We start from the raw sequence: 12,226 nt of genomic DNA on the forward strand, positions 1-12,226 counted from the left end.
CCCGTGGCCACCCCACGTGACATCGAGGACATCTACGAGCTCTCCCCGATCCAGGCCGGGCTGCTCTACGAACTGACCCGCAGCCCGGACACCGGAACCTACGTCGAGCAGGTCAGCGTCACGCTCGCCGGTGAACTGGACCCCCGGCACTTCGCGCGGGCATGGCAGCGCGTCGTCGACCGGCACCCGATCCTGCGCACCGGCTTCCGCTGGCGGCGCGGCGGGACCCCTCTCCAGATCGTGCACCGCCGCGCCGCCCTGCGCATCGAACAGCAGGACTGGCGCGACGTGCCCGACGACGAGTGGGACGCGCACTACCAGGCGTGGCTGGACGCCGACCGGATGCGTCCCTTCGACCTGAACCGACCGCCGCTGATGCGTGCCACGCTGATCCGCCGCGCCGCCGACACGTGGGTGTTCGCGTGGAGGTTCAGCCACCTGGTGATGGACGGCTGGTCGTTCGGCATAGCGATCGCGGACTTCCTGGACGGCTACCGCGCGCTCCGCCGAGGCACCGCGCCGCTGAACCTGCCGACCCGCCCCTACAGCGACTATGTCGCCTGGTGGCGCGAGCATCCCTCGGACGACGACTCCGCCCGGTACTGGCGCGAGACGCTCGCCGGTGTCGAGCACGGCGACCCGCTGGGCCAGGGCGGCGGAACCGTGACGGCCGGTGAACCGAGCCACCACTTCGTCCATCTCACCCTTCCCGGCCTGGCCGACCGGATCCAGCGCGTCGCCCGGGAGCAGCGGCTCACCGCCGCCACCATCGTCCAGGGCGCGTGGAGCGTCGTCCTGGCCCGGCACCTCGGTACCGGCGAGGTGGTGACCGGCAGCACCACCGCGCACCGGCCCCGCGACCTGCCCGGCGCCGCGGGCGTCCTCGGCCCGTTGATCGTGACGCTCCCGGCCCGCGCCCGGATCGACCCGCGCCGCCCGGCCGCGCAGTGGCTGCGCGACTTCCAGGCCGCGCAGGCGCGCGGCCGGGAACACGACAGCGTGCCGCTGGTGGAGGTCCAGCGGCTGGCGGGCTGGGACGCGTCCCCCATCGAGAGCAACGTCGCGTTCGAGAACGCGCCGATGCCCGAACTGGACCTCGCCGACATCCGGCTCAAGGTCCTCGGCTACTCCTACGACGGCCGTCCCCATTTCCCGCTGACGCTGGTGATCCTCCCCGGGGACGACATGCCGCTACGGCTGGTGTACGACCGTCGCCGCTTCGACCGGCCCGGCGCGGAACTGCTCGTCCGGCACCTGAGGGCGCTGCTGGAGTCGTTCACCGCCGCCCCGGACACACCGCTGCGCGAACTGCCGATGCTGTCCGCCCCGGAGAAGCGGATCCTCGACGACCACGCGAAAGGCGACCTGGCGGAGCCCGTCGCCGACACGGTGTTGCACCGGTTCGCCGACCAGGTCGCGCGTGCCCCGGACGCCGTCGCGGTGACCTGCGGCCCCGACCGTCTCACCTACGGGGAGCTGGACCGGCGCGCCGCCCGCATCGCCGGACGGCTCACCGCGCTCGGCGCCGGGCGGGGCGGTCTCGTCGCGCTGTGCCTGAACCGGTCCGCCGACATGATCGCCGGAATCGTCGGGGCGTTGCGCAGCGGCGCCGCCTACCTCCCGCTCGACCTCGCCAACCCGCCGGACCGGCTCGCGTACCTGGTCGCCGACTCCGGCGCCGACGTGCTCCTCACCGACGGCGACCTGGTGCCGTTCCTGCCGGAGAACGCGCGGCGGCTGCCCCTCGCCCGCATTGACGCCCTGGACGACTCCGACGAGGACACCGGCGCCGAACCCGAGGCGATCACGGGATCCGACCGCATGTACGTCCTCTACACCTCCGGCTCGACCGGGCGGCCGAAGGGCGTGCCGATCCTGCACCGGGACGTCGCCCAGTTCATGACCGCGATCCTGGCGGAGATGGACATCGGCCCGGACGACGTCTGGGCGATGTTCCACCCCTACGGCTTCGACCTGTCGGTGTACGAGGTGTGGGGAGCGCTGACCACCGGGGCGCGGCTGCGCGTGCTGACCGAGGAGGAGGTGCACTCGCCCGCGGCCCAGCTCCGGGTCATCGAGGACGAGGGCGTCACCGTCCTCAACCAGACGCCGTCCGCGTTCGACCTGGTGGTCGAGGCGGACGGGCTCCGACCGCCCGGTGAGCCCGCCGGGCCGTCGCCCCTGCGGTACGTGGTGCTCGGCGGTGAACGGCTGGACCCGTCACGGCTGCGTCCGTGGGCCCGGCGCCACGGCGTCACCGCGCCCCGGCTGGTCAACGGCTACGGAATCACCGAGACGACCATATTCACCACGTGGTACGAGCTGACCGAACACGACGTGTTCACCGGCGGCGGCAGCCCCATCGGCCGGGCGCTGCGCCACCAGCGGGTCCTGGTGACCGACGACGCCGGACGGCAGTTGCCGATGGGCTGCGTCGGCGAGATCCGCGTCTCCGGGGCCTCCATCGCCAACGGCTATCTCGGCCGCCTCGATCTCACCGCGGAACGGTTCGTCCCCGACCCGGCGGGCGGGCTCCAGTACCGGACCGGCGACCTGGGAAGGCTCCGCGCCGACGGCACCCTGGAGTTCATCGGCCGCAACGACCACCAGGTGAAGATCCGCGGATTTCGGGTGGAGCCGGGCGAGGCCGAGGCGGTCCTGGCGGAGCAGCCGGGGGTGACGGGCGCGGCCGTGGTGGCGCGTCCCGGCCCGGACGGCGACGCGCGCCTGGTCGCCTACGTCGTCGCCGACCCGGAGACGGCCGCGGGTCTCGGCGAGCGGCTGCGCGCCCGGTTGCCGTCCTATCTCGTGCCGTCCGCGCTCATCACCATGGCGGAGCTGCCCCGTAACCCCAACGGCAAGGTCGACCGTCGCGCGCTGCCCGAACCCGGGCGGGCGGACCGACGGAACGTCCCGTACACCGAACCCCGCACACCGGCCGAACACGAGGTCGCCGAACTCGTCCGGGAGGTGCTGAACACCGAGCGGATCGGCGTCCTGGACGACCTCACCGACCACGGCCTGCACTCGCTCGGCGCGATGCGGATCGCGATGCGGCTGCGCGCCGAGCGGCACGTGGACGTGCCGCTGACCCTGATGCAACAGGACGCGACCGTCGCCTCGCTGGCCGAACTGATCGACCGGAGCCCCGACCCGAGGGAACCGACCGCCCCGACCACCTCGACCGCCTCGCAACTCACCGGCTGACAGGAGAGAACGTGACACGGCAACGGATCGTCATCGCGGGCGCGGGCATCGGCGGGCTGGCCGCCGCCGCCGCGCTCGCCCGCAACGGCGGCGACCACGACATCGACATCTACGAGCGCGCCGACGCGGTACGCGGCCTCGCCGGATCGGGCCTGACGATCTGGGGCAACGCGGTCGCGGCGCTCGGCCGCATCGGCCTCGGCGACGCCGTCAAGGCACTCGGGTCGCCGCTGGAGAGCCAGGTGGTCGTGACCGACACCGGTTCCACGCTCACCGAGGCGCCGATCGGACGGTTCCAGCGCGAGCACGCCGACATCGGGGTCGGGATCCGCCGCCAGGCCCTCCTCGACATGCTGCTACAGGCCGTCGGACCCGACCGGGTCCGCTACGAGGAACGCGTCGTCGGCTACCGCGCCACCGGCGACGGTGTCGACGTCCTCCTCCAGAGCGGCGGCGCCGTCCACGCCGACGTCCTGATCGGCGCGGACGGGCTGCGGTCGGCGATCCGCAGGCAGATGCTCGGGGACGGCGACCCCACCCCGCTGAAGCACATGGTGTGGCGCGGCATCAGCGACAGCAGCGCCCACTTCCCCGCCGAGACCGTCCTGATGGTGTACGGCGCGCACGCCACCCGGATGGTCGCCTGGCCCGTCGACGACGACAGCGTCTGCTGGTCGATCGGCCGGAACGGGGCGCCCGCCCGGGACAGCGGGAGCCCCGCCACGCTCAAGGAGCAGCTCCTGTCGTTCATCGAGGGCTTCCCGAAGGCGAACCGGCACATCCTGGAGAACACGCCCGCCGAGCGGCTGATCCGCACCGACCTGTTCGCCCGCAAACGCCTGGACCGGCTGGTGGACGGGCGGGTGGCGCTGCTCGGCGACGCGGGCCACGCGATGCCCACGGTCTTCGGCCAGGGCGCCTGCATGGCGATCGAGGACGCCGTCGTCCTCGCCGACTGCCTGGCCGACTCGCCGTGCGACCAGACGCCGGAGGGCGGGTTGCGGGAGTACGAGCGGCGGCGCCTGCCACGGCTGGAGTGGGTCCGCGAGCAGGTCTTCAAGGTGAGCCGCTACCAGGAATGGGAGAGCCCGTTCCTCGTCACGATGCGCAACACCGTCATGCGGACCATGCCCGCGTCCCGGCAGGAGGCCATGTGGCGGCGGTTGTTCGCGTTCGACCCGGCCGGCCCGGCGCAGGAGCACGCCGATGCCGGGCGTTGAGACCGGTGGTCCCGGCGCGTGGCGGGCCCGCGTCCGCGCCTTCGCCGAGGACGCCGTCGCGCCGCTCGTCGACGACATGGACCACAAGGGCCGCCTGGACGACGGTCTCGTCGCCGCGCTGTTCGCCGAGGGGCTGATGAGCGTGGAGACGCCCGCCCACTACGGCGGGCAGGGCCGGACGTTCCTCGACGTCGTCGCGACCGTCGAGGAGATCGCCCGGATCTGCTCCGGCGTCGCGGTCGCCGTGGACGTCCACAACATCCTGGTGACCGGCGCGATCCTGCGGGACGGCGACGGCGACCAACGCCGCCGCCACCTGCCGCGGCTGGCGTCCGCGGCCATGGGCGCGTTCGCCCTGTCGGAGGAGGGCGCGGGCAGCGACGCGTTCGCGCTCGCGACCGCCGCCGAACCCGACGGCAGAGGATGGCGGCTCGTCGGACGCAAACGCTGGACGAGCAACGCGCTCGCCGCCGACCTGTTCCTCCTGTTCGCCCGAACCGGGCCGCACTCCGTCACCGCGTTCCTCGTCGAACGCGACGCGCCCGGCCTGACGGTGACCGAGCCCGCCGACCAGCTCGGGGTGCGCGCGGCCCGCACCGCCGACGTCGTCCTGGACGGCGTGCCCGTCCGCCGGGACCAGGTGCTCGGCGGCGTCGGGCGCGGTGAGCTGCTGGCGATGCGGGCGTTGACGCTCGGCCGGGTCGGCATCGCGGCGCAGCTGGTCGGCCTGGCGCGGGGCGCGCTCGACGTCGCCGCCCGGCACGTGTCCGGACGGTCGCAGTTCGGCCGCCCGGTCGCCGAGTACCAGGGCGTGCGGTTCCCGCTCGCGGAGTCCGCCGCCGAGGTCGCCGCGGCCGGTGCCCTCACCCGCCAGGCCGCGGACGCCTGCGTGAACGGCGCCGACGAACCCGAGCGGATCCGGCTGGCGGCCATGGCCAAGTACGTGGCGTCGCAGGCGGCGCAGCGCGCCGCGACCCGGGCGGTGGACGCGATGGGCGGCAACGGCACGCGGCGCGAGCATCGGGCCGAGAAGTTCTACCGCGACGCCAAGGTCGGCACGATCTACGAGGGCACGTCGAACATCCTGCTGAACACCATCGCGTCCGACCTGCTGTCCCCGGCACGAACCTCCTGATCACCGCCCCTTGACGGCGGTCGGTCACCGGACATCCCATTCTTCGACCTTGGCATCCGATAATTCGCAGTGGAACGAATCAAATCCGGATTGATGCCATCCAGCCGGAGAATGTCGGCCGCCTTCCGGAAGGGGGGGACTGACCGAACGCGGCCATCGGCACAGATGGTGAATGGCGCGAAGGTCGCCTAGGTTTGCCTCGACAATGCCGACCGGCGCCGTGCCCGTGGGCGCGGTCGTCACCGCGTGGACTCCGGTGCCGGGCGCGATCTTCCAGTCGGGTCGTGCCCGGCACCGGTCATGCCCGCGTTTCCATCGTTCCAGCCATTCGATTTCGCGTTCGCGGTAACGGGCTTGGCCGTCGCGCAATCGAAGTGTTCGACGATGGAAAGGGGCCATAATCGCACCGTTCCCATTAAGTGATCGTGAACTTTGGTTCGCCGAGAATCCGTCGTGGACGTGGAAGACGTGGGCCGATGATCATTACTGCGCTTCGGGTGTCGCGACACGGTGGCCGGGCGTGGCCGAAACGCGTGTTCGGCCAGGGACGGGAGCCTTTGGCGTGAGACAATCTCGCGCAGCAGCGGACGGTTCTTCCGGCAGGGGTGGTCTTGATGTACCCGGTTCCTTCGAACGATCTCGAACCCGTCCTGCTCCAGATCGGTGACATGGCACTGACCAGCACGCACGTCATCCTCCCGTACGGGCGTTACCCGCTGCACGGCGCCACCTGGACCGTCCAGGACTCGACCCAGGTCACCGACGGCATCCCGGTCGTGGCCATCGTCCTCACCATCATCTTCGTCTGGTTCTGCCTGCTGGGCCTGCTCTTCCTCCTGATGAAGGAACGCCGGTACCTCGGGTTCGTGACGGTCTCCGTGACCGGTCCCGGCTTCCACCATGCCGCGCAGTTCCCCCCGGGCCCCCAGTCGGGCGCCTGGGCCGCCCAGATGGTGGGTCAGGCCCGAGCCATCACCGCCAGCGCGCCCCCCGTCCTCTAGGACGCCCGTCCCCTAGGACGCTGTTCTCGATGACACGGAGGCGCGGTCGCGGGAGAGCGCGGTCAGCAGGTCGCTGGTGTTGAGGACGACGGCGCACCGTTCGGCGGCGTAGGTGATGGCCATGGCGTGGTGCTCGGCGGAGAAGTCGGCGGTCGCGTCGGCGGCGAAGAAGGTCTCGATGTCGCGCATGAACGCCTCGCACGCCGTCATCAGACAGCCGATATGGGCGTAGACGCCGGTGATGACGAGCTGGTCACGGTCCAACTCGGTGAGGATCCTCGCGAGCGATGTCCGCTGGAACGCGCTGTAGCGCCACTTGGTGAGCTGGATGTCGTTGTCGGCGGGCAGGAGCGGGTCGATGATCCGCGCGGCCGGGGGGTCGCCGGGCACGCCGTCGCCCCAGAAGTCCTGGAGCAGTCCGCGCTGCGCGAGGGTCTGCGCGCCGGGCTGGGCGGTGTAGACGACGGGGATCCCGAGCGTGGCGCAGCGCGACCGCAGCGCGAGGATGTTGGCGACCAGCTCCGGAATGGGGGAGGCGTCGCGCCGGTAGGCGTCCACGAAGTAGTTCTGCATGTCGTGGACGAGCAGGACGGCGCGCGCGGGGTCCGGGGTCCAGTCGACCCGGTTCGCGGGGAGGGTATCGGGCATCGGATACGGGGTGATTCCGGGCAGGCCCATGACGCTCCTAAGGGGTGGGGGCGAGGCGTGCCGCCAGGGCGCGGCGCAGCTCCCGCTTGCTGATCTTGCCGACTCCGGTGACCGGGAACTCGTCGACGATCTCGACCCGGTCAGGGATCTTGTACGGGGCCAGGCCCCGGTCGCGTAGATGGGCCCGCAGTTCGGCGGGGGTCGGCGCCTCCCCGCGCGGGACGACGACCGCGCAGGTGCGTTCGCCGAGGAACCGGTCGGGAACGGCGACGACGGCCGCGTCCCGTACCGCGGGATGGGTGAGGAGGTGGTTCTCGACCTCCTCGGCGGCGACCTTCTCGCCGCCACGGTTGATCTGGTCCTTCACCCGGCCCTCGACGATGACGTGCCCGGACGGAAGGCGGCGGACGACGTCACCCGTCCGGTAGAACCCGTCGGGGGTGAACGCGACGGCGTTGTGCTCGTCGGCCCGGTAGTAGCCGCGGATCGTGTACGGGCCCCGCGTGAGGAGTTCGCCGGGCTCGCCCGGCGGGACCTCGTTCCCGGCGGCGTCCACCACGCGGACCTCGTCGTCCACCGAGATCGGTCGACCCTGGGTGGTGAGATGGAACTCCTCGGGCTCGCCCGCGCGGGTGTAGCAGACGAGCCCCTCGGCCATGCCGTACACCTGCTGGAGGTCGCAGCCGAGCGCGTCGCGGACGCGGGCCGCGGCCGAGTCGGCGAACCGCGCGCCGCCCACCTGCAGGACACGCAGGCTGGACAGGTCGTGCGAGGTCGTCCTCGCCGTCTCCATCCACAGCAGCGCGAGCGGCGGGACGAGCCCGGTGAGCGTGACGCGCTCCGCCTCGATCAGCGGGAACGCGACGGTGGGGGAGGGCTGCGGCGCCATCACCACGGTCCCGCCCGCGTGCAGGACGCCGAAGACGCCGGGAGAGCTCATCGGAAAGTTGTGCGCCGCCGGAAGCGCCGCCAGGTAGACGGTGTCGGGTGTGAGCCCGCAGATCTCCGCGCTGGCACGGACGCTGTACAGGTAGTCGTCATGGGTGCGCGGGATCATCTTCGGCGTGCCGGTGGTGCCCCCGGACAGTTGAAACAGGGCCACGTCGGACGGGTCCGAGTCGGTGAAGGCGGAGTCACCGGCGTCGGCGTGAACGCTCTCCAGCGACGTGAACTCCTCGGCGTCCCCGGCGACGAGCACGTGCCGCACGCCGGGAACCTCGTCGCGGACCTGCCGGGCGAGCGTCCGGTAGTCGAACCCGGCGTGCTCGTCCGCCACCACGTAGGCGACCGCCTCCGCGTGCCGGGCCAGATGGACGATCTCGCTCGACCGGTGGGCGGGCAGCGTGAACACCGGAATCGCGCCGAGCCGGAACAGCGCGAACGCCGTCTCCACGAACTCGGCGACGTTCGGCAACTGGACGACGACACGGTCACGCGGCCGCACGCCGAGGGCGGACAGCCCGGCGGCGAGACGCGACGCGCGGTCGTCGAGTTCGCGGTAGGTCAGTCTGACCTTCCCGGCGACGACGGCGACGCGGTCGGCGTGTTCGGCGGCGAGCCGGGCGAGCAGCGCCCCGAACGTCTCGCCGCGCCAGTGACCGGCCGCGCGGTAGCGGGCGGCGGTCTCCTCGGGCCATGGTGTGCAGTGAGGGAGCATCACAGATCCTGGTCGATTCCGAGCGCACGCAGGAACGTGCGGAACTTCGCGGTCGTCTCGGCCAACTCCGCCTCGGGGTCCGAACCGGCGACGATCCCGGCGCCCGCGTAGCCGCGGATCTCGTTCGGCGCCACCTCCGCGCAGCGGATCGCGATCGCCCACTCGCCGTCGCCGGAGGCGTCCGTCCAGCCGACCGCCCCGCTGTAGAAGCCGCGGTTGAACGACTCCAGCTCCCCGATGGCCTTGCGGGCCGGCTCACGCGGGGTGCCGCAGACGGCGGGCGTGGGATGCAGGACCGCCGCGAGCTGGACGGACGCGATGTCGGGGTCGATGATCCGGCCCTGGATCCGGGTCGACAGATGCCACATCGTCGGCGTCCGCGACAACGACGGCTCGTCCGGGACCTCCAGGTCGCGGCAGTACTGCCGCAGGCCCTCGGCGACGGCGTCCACCACCACGGCGTGCTCGTGCCGCTCCTTCTCCGAGGCGAGCAGTGCCTCTCCGACGCGGGCGTCGACCTCCGGGTCGGGGTCGCGGGGCGCGGACCCGGCGAGCGGGTTGGCCGTGACGACGCTTCCGGTGCGCTGGACGAGCAGTTCCGGGCTGGCCCCGAGCAGCGTGTGACCCCGCAGCAGGTCGACCGCGAAGACGTAGCCGGTGGGGTTGCCGTGCGCCAGGCGGTGCAGCATCGCGGGCACGTCGGCCCGGACGACGTCGTCGAGGTGGAAGGCGCGGGCGAGCACGACCTTGCGGAGCGTTCCTTCGTCCAGCCGGTCGAGGGCCGCGGCGACGCTCCGCTTGTACGCCTCAGGGGAGGGCGCGTGTCGCAGCGACCCGAACTCGACGGGCGGCTTGCCCGAGGGCGGGCCCGTCCAGGACGGTCCCGTCCAGTGCACGGACTGCGGGACGAGCAGCCGGGCGGGCGTCGTCGGCTGGAACGGCAGCGCGCCCACCACGATCGGACGAGGCTGCCCCGCCGCCCGCGCCTGTGCCAGCGTCTCCCGCACCCGACGCGTGAGCGTCTCGACGGGGTTGCCGACGTTGCAGGTGGGCACGGTGGCGGCGGTGCCGCGCGCGAGGATCGTGTGCCCGGGGGAACGGAAGAAGAAGGCGTCGCCGGGCCGGTAGTCGCTGAGGAGGTCGGCGTGGGGCTCGGTGAGGATCGTCAAGGGGATCGGCTCCGGGTGTTCAGGCGCGCAGGGTGGCGCCGCCGTCGACGTACAGCTCGTGCATGGTGATGTGGCGGGCCCGCTCGGACAGCAGGAAGAGCACCGCGTCGGCGATGTCGGCGGGTTCGGCGACACGGCCGAGCGGGATGCCGGTGCGGAACGCGGCGGCGTCCCCCGCGATGACGTCGCCGGCGCCGAGGGCGCGCAGCATGGGGGTGTCGGTCGAGCCCGGCGAGACGATGTTGCAGCGCACCCCGTGGGGTGCCATCTCCAGGCCGAGGCAGCGGGTGAAGTGGGCGGCGGCGGCCTTGGACGCCGCGTAGGCGGCCATGCCCCCGCGGGGGACGCCGCCCGCGTTGGAGCCGACGGTGACGATGGCGCCGCGGCGGCGTCCCCTCATCCGGCGGGCCGCCGCGCGGGAGACGACGAACACGCCGGTCACGTTGACCGCGAAGGTCGCGGCCCAGTCGGCGTCGGTGGTGTCCAGGACGGTCGCCGGACGCAGCAGCCCGGCGACGTTGACGACCTCGGTGACGGCCCCGAGCTCCGCCTCGATCTTGTCGAAGGCGGTCTCGACCGCGGGCGCGTCGCCGACGTCGACGGTGTGCGCGGTAACGTTCAGCCCCTGTTCGCCGGTCCGTTCGACGAGGCCGCGCAGACCCTCCTCGTCGAGGTCGAGCGCGGTCACGCGTTGGCCGGATCCGGCCAACGCCTCGACGATCGCGGCGCCGATTCCACCGGCACCGCCGGTCACCACCGCAACACCTTCGCGTCTCATCGTCGTCCTCTGAATTAGGCCTACCTAAGTTAGGCAAGCCTTGCCTATCGTTCAGAGATCGCACAACCCCCCTCGGGGGGCGGCGATCGCCCGACGGGCGGGCTTGACAGATCATGGAGCACCGCGCCATCTTAGGCAAGCCTAACCTAACTTGATCTTCCAAGGGAGTACAGCATGGAGCGGACTCGGCTCACCCCGGACCGCATCCGCGCCGATGTGGCCGAGGTGCTGAGCGTGGGCCCGGGGGACGTCGCCGACGACGTCCCGCTCACCGACCACGGCATGGACTCGATCCGGCTCATGACCCTCGTGGAGCGCTGGCGTGCCGAGGGCGCCGACATCGATCTCATGGACCTCGCGGAGCAACCGACGGTGGCCCGGTGGCTCACTCTGCTCGCCCGCTGACCCCCTGATAACCCCCTGAACCACTGCACGGGAGAATCATGATCCACGTCCTTCGGAGATCACGGCCGCTGGTCGCCGTGGTCGCGGCCCTCGTCGCCGCGCTCACCCTCGCCGGATGCGGCGACTCCGACGACGCCGGCTCCGACGGGAAGGGAGCGTCCGCGGAGAAGCGGACGGTCCAGGCCACCAACGGGTCCGTCACCGTCCCGGCGAACCCGAAGCGGATCGTGGCGATCAGCTACGCGGCGGGCGCCCTGCTGGACGTCGGCGTCGTCCCGATCGGCACCACGAAGGTCGAGGAGCCGCTGGAGCTGACGCCCGAGCAGACGGCGCAGATCTCCAAGAGCACCGAGATCGGCGCGGGCGACCAGATCAACCTGGAGAAGGTGGCCGAGCTGCGGCCCGACCTGATCATCGTCGAGGGCGCCGACTTCGGCTGGCCGATCGACAAGCTCGGCAAGATCGCGCCGACGCTGTACTTCGAGGTCGCCAAGCCCAGCGAGCTGGTCGGCGCCGCCGAGAAGATCGCCCAGGCGGTGGGCAAGGAGGCCGAGCTCAAGCGGCTCAAGGACGCCTACACGGCCAAGATCGACCAGGTCAAGGGCGCCTACGCCGGACCGCTGAAGGACAACAGGTTCGCCCTGGTCTCGACCTACGGGGACGGCAAGTTCTACATCGGCACCCGCACGTCCTGGATGGGGCAGGTGCTCCACTCCCTGGGCGCGGGCTTCGCCAAGGAGTCCGACCGGACCGACACCCACGAGAACGAGTACTCGCAGGAGAAGATCTCCTCGCTCGCCGACGCCGACGTCGTGCTCATCGGCAACTCGGGCGGCAAGCTCAGCCCGGCGACCGAGGAGATGCTCGCCACGTCGCAGTGGAAGCTGCTGAAGGCCGCCAAGAAGAACCAGGTCCACGGCGTCAACTTCAGCTTCGCCGACCGTTACACGACGCTGACCGCCGTTCTCAGCCAGATCGAGACCCTCCTCAAGGGCCTGGGCTGACC

Annotated in this window: 10 protein-coding genes; 6 read left to right on the forward strand and 4 right to left on the reverse strand. The window is 71.8% G+C overall.

Translation table 11 applies throughout. From position 1 onward, the window contains the following. The first annotated feature begins 3 nt into the window (after positions 1–3). The 4 genes from BZB76_RS11470 (at position 4) to BZB76_RS11485 (ending at position 6,563) form a co-directional block, all read left to right on the forward strand. Positions 4–3,207 carry a non-ribosomal peptide synthetase gene (locus BZB76_RS11470; protein ID WP_121434241.1) on the forward strand — a complete coding sequence of 1,068 codons (3,204 nt, stop codon included), beginning with the start codon at positions 4–6 and terminating at the stop codon, positions 3,205–3,207. Between the two features lie 11 nt (positions 3,208–3,218). Further along, positions 3,219–4,427, forward strand: coding sequence for an FAD-dependent monooxygenase (locus BZB76_RS11475; protein ID WP_170180587.1), 1,209 nt, complete (start codon positions 3,219–3,221; stop codon positions 4,425–4,427). Further along, positions 4,414–5,562 carry an acyl-CoA dehydrogenase family protein gene (locus BZB76_RS11480; protein WP_121434243.1) on the forward strand — a complete coding sequence of 383 codons (1,149 nt, stop codon included), beginning with the start codon at positions 4,414–4,416 and terminating at the stop codon, positions 5,560–5,562. Before BZB76_RS11475 ends, BZB76_RS11480 begins: the two co-directional genes overlap by 14 nt. Before the next feature lie 614 nt (positions 5,563–6,176). Beyond that, entirely contained in the window at positions 6,177–6,563 is a 387-nt protein-coding gene (locus tag BZB76_RS11485) for a hypothetical protein (protein ID WP_211342944.1), read from the forward strand. A gap of 12 nt (positions 6,564–6,575) precedes the next feature. Here the strand turns inward: BZB76_RS11485 and BZB76_RS11490 are convergent, their stop codons facing one another. Genes BZB76_RS11490 through BZB76_RS11505 form a run of 4 tightly spaced genes read right to left on the reverse strand, consistent with a single transcriptional unit; the run spans position 6,576 to position 10,815 of the window. Next, on the reverse strand, positions 6,576–7,241 hold the full coding sequence (locus BZB76_RS11490; protein WP_121434244.1) for an isochorismatase family protein: 666 nt from the start codon (positions 7,239–7,241) through the stop codon (positions 6,576–6,578). Positions 7,242–7,248: 7 nt separating this feature from the next. Then, positions 7,249–8,868, reverse strand: coding sequence for a (2,3-dihydroxybenzoyl)adenylate synthase (locus BZB76_RS11495; RefSeq protein ID WP_121434245.1), 1,620 nt, complete (start codon positions 8,866–8,868; stop codon positions 7,249–7,251). Then, on the reverse strand, positions 8,868–10,037 hold the full coding sequence (locus BZB76_RS11500; RefSeq protein WP_246006881.1) for an isochorismate synthase: 1,170 nt from the start codon (positions 10,035–10,037) through the stop codon (positions 8,868–8,870). The genes BZB76_RS11495 and BZB76_RS11500 overlap by 1 nt, the downstream gene beginning before the upstream one ends. A gap of 19 nt (positions 10,038–10,056) precedes the next feature. Beyond that, positions 10,057–10,815 carry a 2,3-dihydro-2,3-dihydroxybenzoate dehydrogenase gene (locus BZB76_RS11505; RefSeq protein WP_121434246.1) on the reverse strand — a complete coding sequence of 253 codons (759 nt, stop codon included), beginning with the start codon at positions 10,813–10,815 and terminating at the stop codon, positions 10,057–10,059. A gap of 174 nt (positions 10,816–10,989) precedes the next feature. Between BZB76_RS11505 and BZB76_RS11510 the strand changes: the two genes are divergently transcribed. Together BZB76_RS11510 and BZB76_RS11515 are read left to right on the forward strand one after the other, a co-directional pair. Continuing rightward, a complete protein-coding gene (locus tag BZB76_RS11510; RefSeq protein ID WP_121434247.1) occupies positions 10,990–11,220 on the forward strand; it encodes a phosphopantetheine-binding protein in 231 nt (76 codons plus the stop codon). A gap of 38 nt (positions 11,221–11,258) precedes the next feature. Beyond that, complete coding sequence (locus tag BZB76_RS11515; protein ID WP_121434248.1) at positions 11,259–12,224, forward strand: ABC transporter substrate-binding protein; 966 nt, start codon at positions 11,259–11,261, stop codon at positions 12,222–12,224. Positions 12,225–12,226: the final 2 nt, after the last annotated feature.

It is taken from the genome of Actinomadura pelletieri DSM 43383 (assembly GCF_003634705.1).
Classification (GTDB): Bacteria; Actinomycetota; Actinomycetes; order Streptosporangiales; family Streptosporangiaceae; genus Spirillospora; species Spirillospora pelletieri.

What these genes read in the sequence shown, in the direction of transcription:
- BZB76_RS11480 (WP_121434243.1), top strand. Translation starts at nt 4,414, where the DNA reads ATGCCGGGCGTTGAGACCGGTGGTCCCGGCGCGTGGCGGGCCCGCGTC.
- BZB76_RS11510 (WP_121434247.1), top strand. Translation starts at nt 10,990, where the DNA reads ATGGAGCGGACTCGGCTCACCCCGGACCGCATCCGCGCCGATGTGGCC.
- BZB76_RS11490 (WP_121434244.1), bottom strand. Translation starts at nt 7,241, where the DNA reads ATGGGCCTGCCCGGAATCACCCCGTATCCGATGCCCGATACCCTCCCC.
- BZB76_RS11505 (WP_121434246.1), bottom strand. Translation starts at nt 10,815, where the DNA reads ATGAGACGCGAAGGTGTTGCGGTGGTGACCGGCGGTGCCGGTGGAATC.
- BZB76_RS11485 (WP_211342944.1), top strand. Translation starts at nt 6,177, where the DNA reads ATGTACCCGGTTCCTTCGAACGATCTCGAACCCGTCCTGCTCCAGATC.
- BZB76_RS11495 (WP_121434245.1), bottom strand. Translation starts at nt 8,868, where the DNA reads ATGCTCCCTCACTGCACACCATGGCCCGAGGAGACCGCCGCCCGCTAC.
- BZB76_RS11515 (WP_121434248.1), top strand. Translation starts at nt 11,259, where the DNA reads ATGATCCACGTCCTTCGGAGATCACGGCCGCTGGTCGCCGTGGTCGCG.